Consider the following 19,152-nt stretch of genomic DNA (forward strand, 5'->3'; position numbering starts at 1 on the left):
AGATCGAGCGATCCTTGGCCCCCACACTCGATCGCCATGTCGTCACGGCCGTCCTCGTCGCCCACGACGGCGCGCGCTGGCTGCCCGAGGCGCTCAAGGCGCTGCTGACGCAGGCGCGGCCCGTGCAGCGCCTCGTGACCGTGGACACCGGGAGCCGCGACCGCGGCCCCGCCGTCCTCGCCGAGGTCGTCGGCGGTCACGGCGTCCTCACGCTGCCCCGCACCACCGGCTACGGCGAGGCCGTCGCCGAGGCGCTGCGCCAGGACGCCGCGTCCGCCCCCGTCCCCGACGACGAGCCGGGCAACCCCAGGTCCGAGTGGATCTGGCTGCTGCACGACGACTCCGTGCCCGACCACGACGCCCTCGGCCACCTGCTGCGGACCGCCGAGTCCGACCCCGGCATCGCCGTCCTCGGCCCCAAGATCCGCGACTTCGCCGACCGGCGCGTGCTGCGCGAGGCCGGGACGTCCGTCGACGCCGCCGGGCGCCGCTGGACCGGCGTCGACCGCCGCGAGTTCGACCAGGGCCAGCACGACGGCGTCCGCGACGTGCTGGCCGTCTCCAGCGCCGGGATGCTGGTGCGGCGCGACGTGTGGGACCGGCTCGGCGGGTTCGACGTCGAGTACGGCATCTTCCGCGACGACCTGGACTTCTGCTGGCGGGCGCACGCGGCCGGGCACCGGGTCGTCGTCGCGACCGACGCGGTGGTGTACCACGCCGAGGCGGCGCGGCGGGGGCTCCGCGAGATCGGGATGACCTCCGAGCACCCGCTCCGCCGCGACCGCCGCAACGCGCTGTGGACGCTGCTGGCGAACCAGCCGTTCCGGACCATGTTGCGGACGCTGGTCCGGAACGTGTGGGCGTCGCTGGTGCACGCGCTCGTCCTGACGGTCACCAAACGGCCCGCCGCCGCGCGCGCGGAGCTCGCCGCGCTCGCCGACGTGCTGCGCGATCCGGGCCGGCTGCGGCGGGCCCGCGCCGTCCGCGCCGACGGCCGGGCGCGCGTGCACCGCAGCGTCCGGCGGTTCCAGCCCCGGATGGTCGCGCTGCGCCGCGCCGGCGAGGCGGTCTCGGAGTTCTTCGCCGCGCATGAGCACGACCGGGAGTCCGAGGACGAGATCACCGACGAGCCCGGCCCGATCCGCCGGCTGCTCGCCCGTCCCGGCGTGCTGCTGGTGCTGGCGCTCGCCGCCGTCACGGTCGCGGCGGAGCGGTCGCTGATCACCGGGGCAGCGCGGCTCGGCGGCGGGGCGCTCGTGCCCGCGTGGGGCGGCGCGAGCGACCTGTGGGACCAGTACCTGTCCGGCTTCCACCCGGTCGGTCTCGGCACGGGCGCGGGCAGCCCGCCGTACGTCGGGTTCCTGGCGTTGCTGTCGACGGTCCTGTTCGGCAAACCGTGGCTGGCGGTCGCGGTCCTGCTGCTCGGCAGCGTCCCGCTCGCCGGGCTCACCGCCTACCGCGCGTCCCGCGTCCTGGTGCTGGAGCCGCCGCGGACCGGCCGCCGGGCGCGCTCCACCGGCCGCCGCATCCCCGTCGCCGCCGTCCGCGTGTGGTTCGCCGCCGCGTACGCGCTGCTGCCCGCCGCGACCGGCGCCATCGCGGGCGGCCGGCTCGGCACCGCGGTCGTCCTCGTCCTGCTCCCGCTGGTCGCCGTGCAGGTCGCCCGCATGTACGGGCTGCCGCGCTTCGCCGCGGACCCCGCCACGCTGCGCAAGCGCGCCGGGCGCGCGGCCTGGGCGGTCGCGCTGCTGCTGACCGTCGCGACCGCGTTCGTCCCGCTCGCGTGGCCGCTCGCGCTGGCCGGCGGCGGCCTGGTCTGGGCGCTGTTCGACCGGCGCCGCCGGCAGGACCGCCGCAACCTCGTCATCGCGCTGGCCGTCCCGCCGCTGCTGCTGTTCCCCTGGACGGTCGGGCTGCTGCTGCACCCGTCGCGGTTCCTGCTGGAGGCGGGCCTGCACCGGGCGTTCGAGCCCGCGACGGCCGCCGAGCTGCTCGCCCTGAACCCCGGCGGCCCCGGCACGCCCGTGTGGTGGACCTTCGCCGGGCTGTTCGCCGCCGCCGTCTGCGCGCTGCCGCTGCGCGGCCGCCGCACCGCCGTCCTCGCGGGCTGGCTGCTGGCCGTCGCCGGGCTGCTCGTCGCGATCCTCACCGGCGCCGCCACCGTCACCAAGGGCGCGGACGCGGCGCCGGCCTGGCCGGGCGTCGCGCTGGTCTTCGCGGGCGCCGGGGTCCTGCTGGCCGCGACCGCCGCCGTCCAGCGCGGCACCGAGGTCCTCGCCGGCAAGCACCTGATCTACAAGGCGGGCGGCGCGGTCGTCGTCCTCGCCGCGCTCACGGCGCCGCTGCTCGCGGCGGGCGCGTGGATCGCCCGGGGCGCGGACGGGCCGCTGGGCACGGTCGGCGCGGACACCGTCCCCGAGTTCGTCAAGGCGCCGGGCGGGCCGCGCACGCTCGTGCTGCACGGCGATCCGTCCGGACGCGTCGCCTACACGCTGCTCCGCGGCGACCGGCCGAGGCTCGGCGAGGCCGAGACCATCGCGGACGGGCCCGGCGAGCGGCGCCTGGACGAGCTGGTCGCGAGCCTGGCCGCCAACCGGGAGGGCGACGACGGCCCGGCGCTGTCGCGGATGGGCGTCCAGTACGTGCTGGTGCCGCACCCCGGCTCCGACCCCGTCACCAAGGTCCTGGACGCGGCGCCGGAACTGTCGCGCCTCAGCCGGACGGGATCGTTCGCGGTGTGGCGCCTCCAGGCGAACTCCGCCCGCATGATGCTCCTGGAGGGCTCCACGATCACGCCGCTGCGCGCGGGCAGGATCGACGCCCGTGTACGCATCCCCGCCGGGACCGGCGCGCGCACACTGCTGCTCGCCGAACCGGCCGACGGCGGCTGGAAGGCGGAGCTGAACGGCCGCGGCCTCAAGTCGCGGACCGTCGACGGATGGGCGCAGGGCTACGACGTCCCCGCGTCCGGCGGCGAGGTCACGCTGACGCGCGGCATGCTGATGCGGCACACGTGGCTCGTCGTCCAGGGCGTGGCGGTGCTCCTGGTCGCCGTCCTGGCGCTGCCGGGCGCGCGCGCCGACACCCTCGTGCCGGGCGGCGACCGCAATCGCGAACGGCGCGAACGGCGGGGCCGCCGCGCCAGGCGCGGCGTGCGCGGCGTGCGCGGCGGGCACCGCGCCGGCGTCCGCCACGAACCGGAACCGGCCCCGCCTGCGGAGATACCGGAGGGGCCGGAGACGCCGGAGACCGCGGAGCCGCCGCGAGACGAGCCCAAGCCCGCCTCCGGAACCCTGCCGAAGCCCAGGTCCACGAGCGAGCCCGCGCCCGAACCCGTGGCCTCGGAGGAGCAGAGCTGACATGGACCGAGTGCTGAAACTCCTCGGCATGCGCTACGCCATCGCCGCCCTCGTCCTGGTCGGCCTCGCGGCCCTCTACGGCGCCGCGTCGTTCTCCCGCCCCGGGAACGCCGTGGCCAAGGGCCGCAGCGCGCCCGTCGACGCCGCCGTGATGGTCTGCCCGGGGCACGAGGGCGGCCGCGTCGCCCTCCAGTCCCTCCCGCAGAAGCGGACCGGCGGACGCCTCGACGTGGCCGACACCCGCGGCGGCTCCCCGCTCGCCTCCATGACCGCCCCCGGCCAGGGCTGGGACAAGGACACGGGCACCACCGAGGACTCCTACACCGTCCGGGCCACCGGCGCCCTCGCCGCCGGGATCGAGGCCGAGCAGACCACCCACTGGTCCGGCGGCCCCGACCGCGGCCTCGCGAGCGCCCGCTGCGCCCGTCCCGGCACCGACCTGTGGTTCCTCGGCCCCGGCCCGCTCGCCGCCGACCGGCTCGACCTGTACCTCACCAACGTCGACGCCCAGCCGGCGTCCGTCGACGTCACCGGCCTGTCCGGGGAGGGGCCGCTCGACACCACCGAGGGCCTCGCCACGCCCGTCGCGCCGTACAGCACCAGCGTCATCAAGATCGGCGAGCAGCCGGAGGGGCTCGGCGACATCGTCAAGACCGCCCGCGACCTCGCGCTCAACGTGCACACCACCGCCGGACGCGTCGCCGCGTCGCTGCGGGTCCGGATCGGCGAGAAGAAGGGCGTCGAGTGGCTGCCGCTGTCGCCCGCGCCCGCCGCGTCCGCGGTCGTCCCCGGGGTGCCCGGCGGCGACGGGCAGCGCCGGCTCGTCATCGCGGTGCCCGGCGAGGCCGACGCCCGGATCCGGGTGCGGGCCGTCACCGCCGACGGCGCCTTCGCCCCGCAGGGCCAGGACATCGTGGAGGCGCCCGCGCAGAGCGTCACCTCCGTCGACCTCGCCGGCGCCCTGTCCGGCCGCGCCGCCGCCGTCCGGCTGGACTCCGACCGGCCGATCATCGCCGGCTACGCGGCCTCGCGCGGCGCCGACGTCGCCTACGGCACCGCCACCGAGCCGCTCGGCGGCCCGTCCGGGGCCTCCGCGGTCATCGCCGACGACCGGTTCGACGCGTCCGTCGTCCTCACCGCACCCGCCGGCCGCGCCGCCGTCCAGATCACCACGATGGACGGGCAGGGGCCCGGCGCACCGCAGAACGTCGAGATCGGCGCGGGGCGCACCGTCGAGACGAAGCTCGCCGCACCGCACGGCGGCGACAAGGGCTACGGGGCCGTCATCACGGCCAAGCCGGGTTCGGGGCCGGTCTACGCCGCGCGGATCATGGCGAAGGGCAAGGGCGGCGGCTACCTGTTCACCGTGCTGCCGCTGATGCCCGCGCCGACCACCGTCCGGCTCCCGCCCACCGGCGACAGCCAGACCGCCCTCATCCGCTAGACGTCATCGGCCCGTCTCCGTCGGCCGGCCGTCATCGGCTAGTCGTCCGGGGAGTCATAGCTCGGGTCGACGGACTCGGGGGAGAGGCCGAGGAGGTCGGCGACCTCCTCCACCAGCAGGTCGCGCACCAGCCGGCCGAGCTCCTGCTCGCCCGACGCGCGCGCCTCCACGGGACGCCGGAACACCACGATGCGGAGGGGACGGGCGCCGTCGGCGGGCACCGTCCGGCCGAGGGGGACGGGGCCGTCGAACCAGGGCTCGACGTCCGGCACCTCCTCCACGCCGAACTCCACACCGGACAGCTCCCTGCCCCAGCGCGCGCCGAGCCGCCGCACCTCGTCGTGGACGAGGTCGTCGAACTTCTCCGCGCGGGTCCGGGAGACCGGCGCCTGCGGGGGCGTCAGAGGGCCACGGAGGCCGCGACCGTGCCGATCGCGGCGCCGTACGCCTGCCACACGGGATCGCACTCCCTCAGGTTACCTCCCGCCGCACGCGAACCCCGGCCCCCGCACCAGGAACACCCGTCTCCGCATCGGGAACACCAACGTGGCGCCCCGGACAGCGGCCCCACCGCGCCCCGACAGCGGCCGCACGGTGAGAGTTCGGGTCCACACGGTATGTAGTTGTTACCCGCGAAATCGGGCGGTAACGGCGACACGTGCGCCCGGGTGGTGGCGGAGGCGGCGGGAGCGAGGTACGGTCGGCCATCGTGAGCCCCGTCCGCACCTGCTCCCGCACCGCCTGCAAGGCGCCCGCAGTCTTCACGCTCACGTACGTCTACCGCGACTCGACCGCTGTCCTGGGGCCCCTCGCCACGTACGCCGAGCCGCACTGCTACGACCTGTGCGCGGAGCATTCGGAGCGGCTGACGGCCCCCATGGGCTGGGAGCTGGTCCGGCTCCCCGTCGAGGAGGAGACCGAGCCGAGCGCCGACGACCTGGAGGCGCTCGCCGACGCCGTCCGCGAGGCCGCCCGCCCCGCGCCGGCCCCCGGGCAGGAGCCCGTCGGCCAGGGCACCGAGGTCGGCCGCCGCGGGCACCTGCGCGTGCTGCGCTCCGAACCGGCGGGCACCCAGCCGCAGGAGTGACCCGGCCGCAGGAGTGACGCCGCCGCAGGAGTGACCCCGGTCACGCCTACGACCGGCACCGGCTCGGGCCGTCGCCGCGCTTCCCGGTAGGCTCGGTTGTCCCGCCGACTTTCGGTCATCACTTGCGTACAGGGGAGCAGGAGTGGGCGACCTCGCCAAGATCTTCAAGGCGTACGACATCCGCGGCGTCGTGCCCGACGAGCTGGACGCCGCCGTCGCGGAGGCGGCCGGCGCGGCGTTCGTGCGGGTGACCGGGGCGGACGCGATCGTCACCGCGCACGACATGCGCGAGTCGTCCGGTCCGCTGGCCGCCGCGTTCGCGCGCGGCGCGACCTCGCAGGGCGCGGACGTGATCGAGGCCGGGCTCGGCTCCACCGACATGCTCTACTACGCCAGCGGCGACCTGGACGTCCCCGGCGCGATGTTCACCGCCAGCCACAACCCGGCGAAGTACAACGGCATCAAGCTGTGCCGCGCGGGCGCCAAGCCGGTCGGCCGCGACACCGGCCTGACCGAGATCCGCGAGATGGTCGAGAACGGCGTCCCGGCCTACGACGGGGAGCCCGGCACGGTATCGCGGCGCGATGTCCTGCACGGATACGCCGACCACCTCAAGACGCTGGTCGACCTGTCCTCGATCCGCCCGCTCAAGGTCGTCGTGGACGCGGGCAACGGCATGGGCGGCCACACCGTCCCGGTCGTCTTCGAGGGGCTGCCGATCGACCTCGTCCCGCTGTACTTCGAGCTGGACGGTACCTTCCCCAACCACGAGGCCAACCCGATCGAGCCGGAGAACCTGCGCGACCTTCAGGCCAAGGTCCGCGAGACCGGCGCCGACATCGGCCTCGCCTTCGACGGCGACGCCGACCGCTGCTTCGTGGTGGACGAGCGCGGCGAGATCGTCGCGCCGTCCGCGATCACCGCGCTGGTCGCGGTGCGGGAGCTGGCCAAGCACCCCGGCGCGCCGATCGTGCACAACCTGATCACCTCGAAGGCCGTCCCGGAGATCGTCACCGAGAACGGCGGCTCCCCCGTCCGGACCCGGGTCGGGCACTCGTTCATCAAGCAGACGATGGCGGAGACGGGCGCGGTGTTCGGCGGCGAGCACTCGGCGCACTTCTACTTCCGCGACTTCTGGTTCGCCGACTCCGGCATGCTCGCCGCGCTGCACGTGCTGGCCGCGCTGAGCGAGCAGGACGGCCCCCTGTCGGAGCTGCTCGGCGAGTACACCCGCTACGCGGCGTCCGGCGAGATCAACAGCGAGGTCGCCGACCAGGACGCCGCGGCGGGCAAGGTCCGCGAGGCGTTCGCCGGCCGCCCCGGCGTTACGATCGACGAGCTGGACGGCCTGACCGTCGGGGACGAGGCCGCCGGATGGTGGTTCAACCTGCGGCCGTCCAACACCGAGCCGCTGCTGCGCCTCAACGCGGAGGCCGGCGACGAGGCCACCATGGCGGCGATCCGCGACGAGGTCCTGGCCATCGTGAGGGAGAAGTGACGCTGCTATGAGCATGAAGCTGGACGACTGGCTGCTGGAGATCCTGGCCTGCCCGAACTGCGGCGGCGAGCTGCGCGCCGACGACGCCGCCGCCGAGCTGGTCTGCACCGGCTCCTGCGGCTACGCCTACCCGGTCCGCGACGACATCCCCGTCCTCCTCGTCGACGAGGCCCGGGCCCCCGCTTCGTGAGCACGCTCGATCCGGGACGGCTGGAGGAGGCGCCGGACGTCGAGGCGGCCGATCCGGGCGGGATGCTGCGGCAGGTCGCCTCGTCCGCGGCGCAGATCCGGGAGGCGCGGCGCGCGGCCGAGGAGGCCGGCGTCGCGGCGCTCGCCGAGGACGGCCGCCCCCGCGCGGTCGTGGTCACCGGCATGGGCGGCTCCGGGATCTCCGGGGACGTCCTCGCGGCGGTCTGCGGGCTCGGCTGCCCCGTCCCGGTCACGACGGTCCGCGGGTACCGGCTGCCCGGCTGGGTCGGCGCCGCCGACCTGGTGATCGCGGTGTCCTGCTCCGGCTCCACCGAGGAGACCCTGGAGGTGGCGGCGCAGGCGGCCCGGCGCGGCTGCCGGCTGCTGTGCGTCGGCGGGGCCGGCTCGCCGCTGGCCGATCTCGCCGCCCGCAGCCGCGGCGTGTTCGTCCCGGTGCGGTCGGTGGGGCAGCCGCGGTCGACGCTGTGGGGCCTCACGGTCCCGTTGCTCGTCGCGGCCCGCACGCTCGGCCTGACGGACGTCCCCGACGCGGTGCTGGAGTCCACGGCGGCCCGGCTGGAGGACGTCGCGCACCGGTGCCGCCCGGACAGCGAGCCGTTCGTGAACCCGGCGAAGCGGATCGCGCTGGACCTCGCCGGCGACGTCCCGCTGGTGTGGGGGACGTCCTCGCTCGCCGAGACGGCCGCGTACCGGATGTGCTGCCAGCTCAACGAGAACGCCAAGTACCCGGGCGTCTTCGGCGGCCTGCCGGAGGCGGACCACAACCAGGTGATGGCGTTCGACGGCCTCTTCGCGGGCGGCGGCTCGCCGGCCGATCCCGACGACTTCTTCCGCGACCGCACCGAGGACGCGGAGCACGGCCTCCACCTGGTCGTGCTGCGCGACACCGAGGAGCACCCGCAGACCGCCAAGCGGCGCGAGGCGTCCGTCGAGCTGGCCCGGGACCGGGGCGTCGCGGTGACCGAGATCCTCGCCGAGGGCGACCATCCGCTCGAGAGAATCGCGACACTGATCGCGCTGGCCGACTATGTCACGGTTTACTTGGCCATCACGCTGGGCGTCGACCCGACGCCCGTGCCGGCCATTCAAGAGCTCAAAGCGAGGATTGCCTAGATGAGTGCTGAGGGTGGGACGAAGGCCATCATCGCGGCCCTGGCCGCCAACCTCGGAATCGCCGCGTCGAAGATGGTCGCGTTCGCGTTCACGGGGTCGTCGTCGATGCTGGCGGAGTCGATCCACTCGGTCGCCGACTCGGGGAACCAGGGGTTGCTGCTGCTCGGCCGCAAGCGCTCCGAGCGCGACCGGACGCCCGAGCACCCGTTCGGGTACGGGCGGGAGCGCTACTTCTACGCGTTCGTCGTCGCGGTCGTGCTGTTCACCGTCGGCTCGGCGTTCTCGCTGTACGAGGGCTACCACAAGATCCTGCACCCGGAGGACGTCGAGTCGCCCATCTGGGCGTTCGCGGTGCTGATCATCGCGATCGGGATGGAGGGCTTCTCCTTCCGCACCGCGATCAAGGAGTCGGACCGGCTGCGCGCCGGCAAGTCGTGGTGGGCGTTCATCCGCCGCGCGAAGGCGCCGGAGCTGCCGGTCGTCCTGCTGGAGGACGCGGCGGCGCTGATCGGCCTGATCCTCGCGCTGTTCGGCGTGTCGATGGCGGTCGCGACCGGCGACGGGCGCTGGGACGGCATCGGCACCGTCGGCATCGGCGTCCTGCTGGGCCTCGTCGCCACGGTGCTGGCGATCGAGACCAAGAGCCTGCTGATCGGCGAGGGCGTCGACGCCGACCAGGAGAAGCGGATCATCGAGGCGCTGGAGTCGGTGGAGCAGGTCGACCACGTCATCCACATGCGGACCGAGTACCTCGGCCCGGAGGAGCTGCTGATCGCCGCGAAGATCGCCGTCTACCACGACGACACCGCCGCCGAGGTGGCCCGCGGCATCGACGCGGCCGAGGCCAAGGTCCGCGCGGTGATCCCCGAGGCGGGCATGATCTACCTGGAGCCGGCGCTGGACGAGGCGGACCGCAAGCACGCCCCCGCCTCCACGCCGGCCGAACCGGTCGAGAAGGCCGCGGGCGAGAACGTGTGAGAAGGCGGCCCTCTTCGGGGCCGTGTAGGGCCGGTGGCGGCCCGGTCCGGGCCGCCACGAGCGGCCGCATGGGATCCCTCGCCGGGCGGCCGGAACCTGTTGCCGGCCGAACCCCAGCCCAGGCGAGACCGGCGAGTGCCTCCGCGGAGGCGGGCGGCGCGGCCGTCCGGCGAGGTGCTTCCCATGCTTCCCCGCCCGGACCCCTGAAACCGGGCGGTTGGCGTGACCGCGGCAGCCCCGCCGAACCCCCTACGTCGGCGGTGCCGCCGTTGCGGTCACGGTTAAGACATTACGTCTCCGCCGGTCGCCCGCACGTCCCCCGCAAGGAGGGATCGGGGGTCGTCCTGTAGGGGGATTCAGGCCGCGGGCATACCACCGCACGGTGAGGTGATGAGCCCGTCCAGCGGTCAGTATTGAGGAGTGACCACCGATGACAAGGCCCGGACCGGACCCGACCCCGCGGGGTTCGGCCCAGCCCTCGCGCACCAGGCGTGGCGGCTGTCCGGCCGGATCGTGGCGGGGGTGGGGCAGTTGCTGCTCTGGATCCTCACCGGCATCGGACACCTGCTGCGGCCGCTCGCCGTCAGGCTCGGCGCCCGGCTGAACGGCGCGGGCCGCGGGCCCGCCCCCGGCGCCCCCGGCATGCCGCCCGGCTTCCCGGGCGCGCCGCCCCCTCCGGCCGGCGAGACGGCGCCGCTGCCCCGCTGGATCAACACCTGGAGCGAGTTCACCGGCGCCTGGTACTTCGCGCCGCTCACCGGCCTCGCGCTGACCATCGCCGCGCTGGCCGAGCTGGCGCCGAGCACCGGGTCCCCGCTGAGCCTCGCCGGGGGCTTCGCGGTCGCCTCGACGGTCCCGCTCGTCTGGCGCCGCGAGAACCTGCGGCCCGTCGCGGCCGTCGTCCTCGGCGCGTTCGCGGCCGGGCTGCTCACCGGCCAGCAGCTGCTGATCACCACGGCGTTCGCGGCGCTCTACACGCTGTACGCGCTGGGGCGGCAGCTTCCCCGGCAGTCCGCGGGCGTCCTCGCGGCCGGGAGCGTCGCCACCGTCGCCGTCGTCTACCTCGCCACGGGCACGCTCGACGACGTCCCCTGGCCGGCCGCGGTCGTCGCCGTGCTGGCCGCGATCGGCCTCGGCGACGCGCGCCGCGCCGTCGAGTCCGCGGGCCGCACCGAGGCGGAGGCGGAGGAGCGCACCAACGAGACCCTCACCCGGCTCACCGCCGTCCAGCGCGAGCAGGCCGTCATGCGCGAGCGCGCCCGCATCGCCCGCGAGCTGCACGACGTCGTCGCGCACTCCGTCTCCATGATCGCCGTGCAGGCGGAGACGGCCCCGTACACGATGGACGACCTGTCGCCCGAGGCCCGCGCCGGCTACACCGAGATCGCCAAGACGGCCCGGGAGGCGCTGGTGGAGATGCGCCGGCTGCTCAGCGTGCTGCGCGCCGACGCCAAGCCCGAGCCGGACGCCGCGAACTCCCCGCAGCCGCGCCTCGACCGGCTCCCCGACCTGATCGAGCAGCACCGCGGCGCGGGCGGCGCCGTCGACCTCGCCGTGCACGGCGACCCGCGGGCGCTGTCCACGACCGTGGAGCTGTCGGCGTACCGGATCGTCCAGGAGGCCCTGACGAACGCGCGGCGGCACGCGCCGGGCGCCGGGGTGCACGTCGACCTCACCTTCCTTCCCGACCGGCTCGCGGTCCGGGTCCGCGACGACGGCTCGGCCGGATCGACGCGGGTGCTGAACCTGGACGATCCCGCTGCCCGTACCGCGGTACTGGACCCCGCCGGCGCGGGCCCGGCCGGTCCGACCCGGCTGGAGGGCGCGCGGCCGCCGGCCGGCGCGCCCGGCGGCGGGCCGGGCGGCGGACACGGTCTCGTCGGCATGCGGGAACGTGCGACCATGCTGGGCGGACGGTTCTCCGCCGGCCCCGCGACCGACGGCGGGTTCCTGGTGGAGGCCGAGCTTCCGCTGACGAGGGAGGGGAATTCCACCAGTGGACACGGTTCCGAGGCGCCCCCCGGCCGCCGCTGACCGCGCTCTCGCCCGCTCCGGAACGGGGCCCCGCCGGTGATCCGGGTGCTGGTGGCGGACGACCAGACCATCGTCCGCGCCGGGTTCGCCGCCCTGCTCGACGCGCAGGAGGACATCACCGTCGTCGGCGAGGCCGGCGACGGGCGGCAGGCGGTCGCGCTCGCCGAGCGGGGCCGTCCCGACGTCGTCGTCATGGACATCCGGATGCCCGGGATGGACGGCATCGAGGCCACCCGCCGGATCCTCGCGCAGCCCGGCTCCGAGGGCGTCCGCGTCCTCGTGCTCACCACCTTCGACGTGGACGAGTACGTCTACGAGGCGCTCGCGGTCGGCGCGTCCGGCTTCCTGCTCAAGGACGCGACCGCCGACGAGCTGGTCTCCGCGGTCCGGGTCGTCGCGCGCGGCGACTCGCTCCTGGCGCCGCAGGTCACCGGGCGGCTGATCCGGGAGTTCACCAAGCAGCGGCGGAGCCGCCCGCAGGCGCCGTCGGAGCTGTCCACGCTGACGGCCCGGGAGAGCGAGGTGCTCGTGCTGATCGCGGGCGGGCTGTCCAACGCCGAGATCGCCGCCCGCCTCGTGGTCAGCGAGCACACGGTCAAGACGCACGTGGCCCGGGTCTTCACCAAGCTGGGCCTGCGCGACCGGGCCCAGGCCGTCATGCTCGCCTACGAGTCCGGCGTCGTCGTCCCGGGCGAGAACGCGACCTGATCAGCGGCCGCCGGGCCCTTCGCCTCAGGCGGGCGGGTACGGGCCCGGGGGACTGTACGGCCGGGCGGGCGGTGGCGGGAGGTCGGAGGCCGGGGCGCCCGGAGGTGGCGGCGGCTGGGCTGGGCCTGCCGCGTGCGCTGTGCTCTTGCGGCGGCGCATGACGGCCGGGCCGAGGAAGAACACGCCGCAGCCGACCGCCAGCAGCGGCCCGACGATCATCATGATGACCGCCTCGCGGCCGTCCTTGGACTTCTGCTCGTCATAGGACCGGTGGGTGGCGCGCCCCTTCCGGAGCGTCGTGCAGGTGTCGCCCGGCGATATCACGCGCTCGCCGCACTTGACCGTGCCGCCCGGCATCGACGACAGGCCGCCCACGAACAGTCCGATGCCGAGCACGAGGCCGAGCACCCCGTAGAGCCAGTTCTTCACGCGCCGCCTCCCGTCCGTCCAGCGGGATGGTAGTGGCCGCCGCGGACGGAACGGCGCCCGCCGGCCCGCTACCGGCGGCGCAGCAGCCGCAGCGCCTTCTCCTTCTCGAAGTCCAGGGCCCGCGCGGGCGGCGCGGACAGCCGGCCGATGCGCTCGCCCAGCTCCCGGACGTGCGCCTGGACCTGCGGCTCGGCGAGCACGCGGAGCCCGAACGCCAGCTCGGCGGGCCCGATGTCGTAGCGCTTCTCCAGCGCCAGCGCGAGCGCGACGGCGCGCAACTCCGCGTCGCCGAACCGCCGGTGCCCGCCGCCCCGCGCGGTACCGCCGTTCCGTCCGGTGCCGGTGCCGGTGCCGGCCGGTGCGGGATCGCGGGTCGCGGGCAGCAGCCCGAGCGTCTCCCGGTAGCGGAGCATGCGGGGCGAGGTGCCGAGCCGCCGGGCGGCCTCCGTGATGCGCATGCGTCGATTCTGACAAATTCGTGTTAGAAATGCGCCCCCGACCGTGCCTCCGGACCGTCCCCGCCCGTAGACTCGGCCGGGTCGGCCGGCCCGCGGGGCCGGTCCTCGCGGACGAACGACGCGACCCGCGGGCACAAGTGGACCTGCCGCGCGCGAGCGGACCTGCTGCAAAGCGGACCCTGCTGCGAGAAAGCAGACAAGGAGCAACGAAAGCATGGACTACAAGGTCGCCGACCTTTCGCTGGCGGACTTCGGCCGGCGGGAGATCCGGCTCGCCGAGCACGAGATGCCGGGCCTGATGGCGGTGCGCGAGGAGTACTCCGCCGCCAAGCCGCTGCGCGGCGCCAAGATCATGGGCTCGCTGCACATGACGATCCAGACGGCCGTGCTGATCGAGACGCTGGTGGAGCTCGGCGCCGACGTCCGCTGGGTGTCCTGCAACATCTTCTCCACCCAGGACCACGCCGCCGCCGCGATCGTCGTCGGCAAGGACGGCACGGCCGAGGACCCGAAGGGCGTCCCGGTGTTCGCCTGGAAGGGCGAGACGCTCGAAGAGTACTGGTGGTGCACCGACCAGGCGCTGCGGTGGCCGGACGGCTCCGGCCCGAACATGATCCTGGACGACGGCGGCGACGCGACCCTGCTCGTCCACAAGGGCGCCGAGTACGAGAAGGCGGGCGCCGTCCCGCAGGCGACCGAGGACGACCCGGAGGAGTGGGGGATCATCCTCGACACCCTCCGCCGCACCATCGCCGAGAAGCCGGGCCGCTGGACCGAGACCGCCGCCGGCATCAAGGGCGTCACCGAGGAGACCACCACCGGCGTCCACCGCCTGTACGAGATGGCGAAGGCCGGCACCCTCGCCTTCCCGGCGATCAACGTCAACGACTCGGTCACCAAGTCGAAGTTCGACAACAAGTACGGCTGCCGGCACTCGGTCATCGACGGCCTCAACCGCGCCACCGACGTGCTGATCGGCGGCAAGGTCGCCGTGGTGTGCGGCTACGGCGACGTCGGCAAGGGCTGCGCCGAGGCGCTGAAGGGCCAGGGCGCCCGCGTCATCGTCACCGAGATCGACCCGATCTGCGCGCTGCAGGCCGCGATGGACGGCTTCCAGGTCACCACCCTGGAGGACGTCGTCGAGATCGCCGACATCTTCGTGACCACCACCGGCAACTTCAACATCATCCGCGCCGACCACATGGCCCGGATGAAGCACCAGGCGATCGTCTCCAACATCGGCCACTTCGACAACGAGATCGACATGGCCGGGCTCGCCAAGACCGACGGCATCGAGAAGATCGAGATCAAGCCGCAGGTGCACGAGTGGCGGTTCGCGGACGGCCACTCGATCATCGTGCTGGCCGAGGGCCGGCTGATGAACCTCGGCTGCGCCACCGGCCACCCGTCGTTCGTCATGTCCAACTCGTTCACCAACCAGGTCATCGCGCAGATCGAGCTGTTCACCAAGACCGAGGAGTACCCGGTCGGCGTGTACGTGCTGCCGAAGCACCTGGACGAGAAGGTCGCCCGCCTCCACCTGGACGCGCTCGGCGTCAAGCTGACCACGCTCACCAAGGAGCAGGCCGCCTACATCGGCGTCCACGTCGAGGGCCCGTACAAGCCGGACCACTACCGCTACTGATCGCCTGTAGCGTTCGGACCGCCGCACGGCCCAAGGCCGTGCGGCGGTTTGTGCCTTGAGGGGGACGGATGAGCGATATCGCGGACGTGTCGCTGGCGTACGAGGGCGTCAAGCGGATCGAGTGGGCCGACCGGAGCATGCCGGTGCTGCGGCAGATCCGGGAGCGGTTCGCCAAGGAGCGTCCTTTGGACGGCCTGCGGATCGCGGCGTGCATGCACATCACGACGGAGACGGCCTGCCTGATCCGGACCCTGCAGGCGGGTGGGGCGAGCGTGGCGCTCGCGTCGTCCAACCCGCTGTCCACGCAGGACGACACGGCCGCGGCGCTCGTGCAGGAGGACGGCACGGAGGTCTTCGCGCGCGCGGGCATCGACCGTGAGGGCTATTACGCGCACATCCACCAGGCTCTGGAGACGGGTCCTGACCTTGTGCTGGACGACGGGTGCGACCTCGTCAACACGCTGCACACCGACCGCACCGATCTGCTGCCCACGGTGAAGGCCGGGTGCGAGCAGACGACGACGGGCGTCATACGCCTCCACCAGATGGCCCGTGAGGGCGCCCTCCGGTTCCCCATGGTCGCGGTGAACGACACCGATACGAAGCACATGTTCGACAACCGGTACGGGACCGGGCAGTCGACGCTGGACGGCATCATCCGCGCCACCAACACGCTTCTGGCGGGCAAGACGGTGGTCATCGCGGGCTTCGGCTACTGCGGGCGGGGCCTCGCCGAGCGCGCGCGGGGCCTGGGCGCCCGTGTCGTCATCACCGAGATCGACCCGGTGAAGGCGCTGGACGCGGCGCTGCAGGGCTTCGCCGTGCAGCCGATGGCCGAGGCGGCGGTGGACGGCGACGTGTTCATCACCGTCACCGGCAACCGCGACGTGGTGAACGCCGAGCACCTCGCGCTGATGAAGGACGGCGCGATCCTCGCCAACTCCGGCCACTTCGACGTCGAGATCGACGTGCGCGCGCTGGAGGAGATGGCGGTCGCCGTCCACCACGGCGTGCGCCCGCAGACGGACGAGTACGTCCTGGCCGACGGCCGCCGCCTGGTCCTGCTGGCCGAGGGGCGCCTGGTCAACCTGGCGGCCGCCGAGGGCCATCCCGCCGCGGTGATGGACATGTCCTTCGCCGACCAGGCCCTCACGTGCGCGTGGCTCGCGACGGCGCACGCGTCGCTGCCCGCCGCCGTCCACGACGTCCCCAAGGAGATCGACACGGAGGTGGCGCGGCTGAAGCTGGCGTCCATGGCCATCTCCATCGACCTGCTCACCCCGGACCAGGAGGACTACCTGCACTCCTGGCGCATCGGGTCCTGACCGTGCCGTCCGGGACGTACCTGCACGTCGACGAGGGGATCGAGGAGCGCTTCCAGTGCGCTCCCGGGCCCGGCGGCTGGCGCTACACGTCCCGCCGGGACGACGGCGTCCGCCTTGACCTCGTCGTGGACGCGCGCTGGCGGCAGATCCGCGTCGAGCTCGTCACCCCCGAGTGGTGGCTGCGGGGCGGGCTGACCGGGCCCGAGCTGGCGTGGGTGCGCGCGGCGGGGGAGTCGGGCACCGAGCACGGGGAGCGGGCGTCGGGCTTCGTGTCCGGTTCGCCGGGGTTCCTCGTCGCGGTGGCGCGTTCCCTGGAGCTGGACGAGGGCGCCGCGACCGATGTCCGTCTCGTCCGGTTGAGCGGGACGTCGCTGTCGGCGCTGACGGTGCTGTGGCGGTGGCGCCGGGGCGCGACGTCCTCCTACGAGACCGAGACCGAGCCGCTGCCCGTGACGGAGTACGAGATCACCGATCTGTCGACGGGCGAGGTGGAGTCCCTGTATCTGGCCGGTGACGTCGCCGTGGCGGCTCCGGGCGTGGAGCTCACCGACCTGGAGTCGCCGCCGAACCTCCTCGCCTGACCCCTCGCCCTACTGGTCCGGAAGGAGCGCCAGCAGGGCCTCCACGGCGGGCGGCAGGGGGCGCCCGGCGAGGGTGACGGCGACGAGGTCGCGGTGCAGCGGCGGATCGGTCGGGACGGCGGCGACGCGGTCCGCCGCGTTCCGCAGGGCCTGGGGCGGCAGCAGCGACACGCCCAGCCCGTGACCGACGAGTTCCACCAGGTACTGGATGGTGTCGACCTCCGCGGCGACCCTGCGGCGCAGCCCGGCGGCGGCGCAGGCGGCGTCGATCTGGGCGCGCAGCGCCGAGTCCGCGCGGTACTCGACGAAGTCGCGGGCGGCGAGCGCGGGGTCGGCGAGGCGGATCGCGCCGCGCGCGGCCAGCGGGTCCGTCCGGGGGACGGCGAGGACGAGCCGGTCGCCGCCGAGCGGGTGCTCGGTGAGCCGCGCGTCGCCGGTGGCGTGGTCGACGAACGCGAGGTCGAGCCGTCCGGCGGCGGTCTCGCGGGCGAGGGCGGGCGCGCCCGCGTGCCGCAGCCGGAGGGTGACGCCGGGGTGGCGGCGCCGGTAGCGGGCGAGCAGCGCGGGCAGGTCGAGGACGCCGAGCATCTGGATCGCGCCGATGGTCAGCCGGCCGCGCAGCAGCCCGCGGACCCCGGCGACGGCGTCGCGGCCGCTCTCCGCGGCGGCCAGCGCGCGGCGCGCGGACGGCAGCAGCGCGCGGCCCGCCTCGGTCAGCTCGACGCGGCGGTTGGTGCGGGTGAACAGCCGGGCGCCGAGTTCGCGTTCGAGGGCGCCGATCGAGCTGGACAGGCTGGACTGCACGACGTGGACGCGGGCGGCGGCACGGGTGAAGTGCAGTTCCTCGGCGACGGCGACGAAGTGCTCCAGCTGGCGCAGCTCCATGGATCGACCTTACCGATGGTAAGCATCGAAATTATGTGTTGGACCGATGATGATTCGCGCCGCCACCCTGGGAAGGGTGTTCGGGATGGAAGGAGTGCATTGATGGGGATTCGGGGGGACGGGTCGCTGCGTGACCTGCGGAGGGCGGCCGGCCCGGCGTGCATGGCGTACGCCTTCTGGGCCGTCATGCTCGGCACCACGCTCGCCACGCCGCTGTACCCCATCTACCAGCGGCAGCTCGGCTTCGGCAGCCTCGTCACGACCGTCGTCTTCGCCGTCTACGCGGCCGGCGTGATCTTCGCGCTGCTGTTCGGGCGGTCCTCGGACGCGCTCGGCCGCCGCCGCATGATGCTGGCGGGCGTGGCGGTCTCGATGGCCGCCGCCGTGGTGTACCTGGTGGCCGGCGACGTCCCGGTCCTGCTGGCGGCGCGGGTCCTTTCGGGTCTCTCGGCGGGTGTCGTGACCGCGACCGGGACGGTCACGCTGGTCGAACTCGTCCGGCCGGAACGCCGCGGCGCGGCGGCGCTGCTCGCGGCGGCCGTCAACATGTTCGGGCTCGGCAGCGGCCCGCTGGTCGCCGGGCTCCTCGCCGAGTACGCGCCGCATCCGCTGGAACTGCCGTTCGCCGTGGACCTCGCCGTGCTCGCGTTGGCGCTGGTGGCCGTGCTGGTGGCGCCCGAGACCATCCGCGAGCCCCGGGTCACGTGGCCCCGGGCGCAGCGGCCCGCGGTGCCGCCCGAGGTGCGGCCGGTGTTCGTGCCCGCCGCCGTCGCCGCGTTCTCCGCGTTCGCGGTCTTCGGCCTCGTCACGGCCGTCGTCCCGGGGATCCTCGCCACCGTGCTGCACCGCCCCGACCGGGCCCTCACGGGCGTCGTGGTGTTCGCCATGTTCGGCGCGTCCACGGCCGGGCAGGTGCTGTTCGCCAAGGTGCCGGAGCGGATCGCGCTGCCCACGGGGTGCGGAGTGCTCGTGACGGGGCTCGCCGCCATAGCCGGTGCGCTCCTGGCCGAGTCCCTCCCGCTGCTCGTCGTCGGGACCGTCGTGGTCGGCCTAGGACAGAGCCTGGGCTTCCGCGCCGGGCTTGCCGCCATCACCGCGGGCACCCCGGCCGCCCAGCGCGCCCAGACGGTGTCGAGCTTCTTCCTCACCGCCTACGCCGGGATCTCCCTGCCGGTGATCCTCGTCGGGGTCGCCGCCCAGGCGTTCGGCCTCCGCGACGCCGCCGTGGCGTTCACCGCGGTCGTCGCGGTGCTCGCGCTGGCGGCGCTGGCCGCGCTCCTCCGGCTCGAACGGCACGGGACGTCCGAGGGGGACGCGGAGTCCGACCGCGCCCCGCACCACGCAGGCCGCTGACCGGCGTGGTGGGGGCTTATGCGGGTCCAGAAGGGCCGGTCGAGG

At 74.4% G+C, this 19,152-nt stretch carries 17 protein-coding genes; 13 read left to right on the forward strand and 4 right to left on the reverse strand.

Translation table 11 applies throughout. The annotated features are described in order from the left end of the window. Positions 1–14: 14 nt before the first annotated feature. A complete protein-coding gene (locus tag ABT299_RS19225) occupies positions 15–3,359 on the forward strand; it encodes a glycosyltransferase (protein ID WP_500251567.1) in 3,345 nt (1,114 codons plus the stop codon). 1 nt (position 3,360) lies between these two features. Then, entirely contained in the window at positions 3,361–4,803 is a 1,443-nt protein-coding gene (locus tag ABT299_RS19230; RefSeq protein WP_500251568.1) for a DUF5719 family protein, read from the forward strand. A gap of 38 nt (positions 4,804–4,841) precedes the next feature. On the opposite strand, the gene ABT299_RS19235 is transcribed toward ABT299_RS19230, so the two are convergent. Further along, positions 4,842–5,258 (reverse strand): metallopeptidase family protein, encoded by a 417-nt coding sequence (locus ABT299_RS19235; RefSeq protein WP_190860263.1) that lies wholly within the window; start codon positions 5,256–5,258, stop codon positions 4,842–4,844. 254 nt (positions 5,259–5,512) lie between these two features. On the opposite strand from ABT299_RS19235, the gene ABT299_RS19240 reads away from it, so the two are divergent. The 7 genes from ABT299_RS19240 (at position 5,513) to ABT299_RS19270 (ending at position 12,431) form a co-directional block, all read left to right on the forward strand. Beyond that, on the forward strand, positions 5,513–5,890 hold the full coding sequence (locus ABT299_RS19240) for a DUF3499 domain-containing protein (protein WP_190860159.1): 378 nt from the start codon (positions 5,513–5,515) through the stop codon (positions 5,888–5,890). 142 nt (positions 5,891–6,032) lie between these two features. Continuing rightward, the gene (locus tag ABT299_RS19245; RefSeq protein WP_500251569.1) at positions 6,033–7,388 is read left to right on the forward strand and encodes a phosphomannomutase/phosphoglucomutase; all 1,356 of its coding nucleotides are present in this window, start codon (positions 6,033–6,035) and stop codon (positions 7,386–7,388) included. A 7-nt stretch (positions 7,389–7,395) separates the two neighbouring features. After that, positions 7,396–7,578: a Trm112 family protein gene (locus ABT299_RS19250; RefSeq protein ID WP_151538645.1), complete on the forward strand. Its 183-nt coding sequence runs from the start codon at positions 7,396–7,398 to the stop codon at positions 7,576–7,578. Beyond that, positions 7,575–8,711: a bifunctional phosphoglucose/phosphomannose isomerase gene (locus ABT299_RS19255; protein WP_500251570.1), complete on the forward strand. Its 1,137-nt coding sequence runs from the start codon at positions 7,575–7,577 to the stop codon at positions 8,709–8,711. Before ABT299_RS19250 ends, ABT299_RS19255 begins: the two co-directional genes overlap by 4 nt. Continuing rightward, the gene (locus ABT299_RS19260) at positions 8,712–9,689 is read left to right on the forward strand and encodes a cation diffusion facilitator family transporter (RefSeq protein ID WP_500251571.1); all 978 of its coding nucleotides are present in this window, start codon (positions 8,712–8,714) and stop codon (positions 9,687–9,689) included. Positions 9,690–10,109: 420 nt separating this feature from the next. Continuing rightward, positions 10,110–11,723, forward strand: a complete 1,614-nt coding sequence (locus ABT299_RS19265) for a sensor histidine kinase (RefSeq protein ID WP_500251572.1) — start codon at positions 10,110–10,112, stop codon at positions 11,721–11,723. Between the two features lie 36 nt (positions 11,724–11,759). After that, positions 11,760–12,431: a response regulator gene (locus ABT299_RS19270; RefSeq protein ID WP_190860153.1), complete on the forward strand. Its 672-nt coding sequence runs from the start codon at positions 11,760–11,762 to the stop codon at positions 12,429–12,431. Between the two features lie 24 nt (positions 12,432–12,455). Here the strand turns inward: ABT299_RS19270 and ABT299_RS19275 are convergent, their stop codons facing one another. Further along, a complete protein-coding gene (locus tag ABT299_RS19275) occupies positions 12,456–12,860 on the reverse strand; it encodes a hypothetical protein (RefSeq protein ID WP_500251573.1) in 405 nt (134 codons plus the stop codon). A gap of 68 nt (positions 12,861–12,928) precedes the next feature. Continuing rightward, the gene (locus ABT299_RS19280; protein WP_433141525.1) at positions 12,929–13,318 is read right to left on the reverse strand and encodes a MerR family DNA-binding transcriptional regulator; all 390 of its coding nucleotides are present in this window, start codon (positions 13,316–13,318) and stop codon (positions 12,929–12,931) included. 214 nt (positions 13,319–13,532) lie between these two features. Between ABT299_RS19280 and ahcY (ABT299_RS19285) the strand changes: the two genes are divergently transcribed. From ahcY (ABT299_RS19285) to ABT299_RS19295, 3 genes are all read left to right on the forward strand, one after another. Further along, positions 13,533–14,963, forward strand: coding sequence for an adenosylhomocysteinase (ahcY, locus tag ABT299_RS19285; protein ID WP_190860147.1), 1,431 nt, complete (start codon positions 13,533–13,535; stop codon positions 14,961–14,963). Between the two features lie 68 nt (positions 14,964–15,031). Then, positions 15,032–16,288 carry an adenosylhomocysteinase gene (gene ahcY, locus ABT299_RS19290; RefSeq protein WP_190860145.1) on the forward strand — a complete coding sequence of 419 codons (1,257 nt, stop codon included), beginning with the start codon at positions 15,032–15,034 and terminating at the stop codon, positions 16,286–16,288. Between the two features lie 2 nt (positions 16,289–16,290). Continuing rightward, positions 16,291–16,869 carry a hypothetical protein gene (locus ABT299_RS19295; protein WP_500251574.1) on the forward strand — a complete coding sequence of 193 codons (579 nt, stop codon included), beginning with the start codon at positions 16,291–16,293 and terminating at the stop codon, positions 16,867–16,869. A 9-nt stretch (positions 16,870–16,878) separates the two neighbouring features. Here the strand turns inward: ABT299_RS19295 and ABT299_RS19300 are convergent, their stop codons facing one another. Continuing rightward, positions 16,879–17,754, reverse strand: a complete 876-nt coding sequence (locus tag ABT299_RS19300) for a LysR family transcriptional regulator (RefSeq protein ID WP_500251575.1) — start codon at positions 17,752–17,754, stop codon at positions 16,879–16,881. A 102-nt stretch (positions 17,755–17,856) separates the two neighbouring features. Between ABT299_RS19300 and ABT299_RS19305 the strand changes: the two genes are divergently transcribed. Continuing rightward, the gene (locus ABT299_RS19305; protein ID WP_500251576.1) at positions 17,857–19,107 is read left to right on the forward strand and encodes an MFS transporter; all 1,251 of its coding nucleotides are present in this window, start codon (positions 17,857–17,859) and stop codon (positions 19,105–19,107) included. The last annotated feature ends 45 nt before the right edge of the window (positions 19,108–19,152 follow it).

This window comes from Spirillospora sp. NPDC000708 (assembly GCF_040299565.1).
Classification (GTDB): domain Bacteria; phylum Actinomycetota; class Actinomycetes; order Streptosporangiales; family Streptosporangiaceae; genus Spirillospora.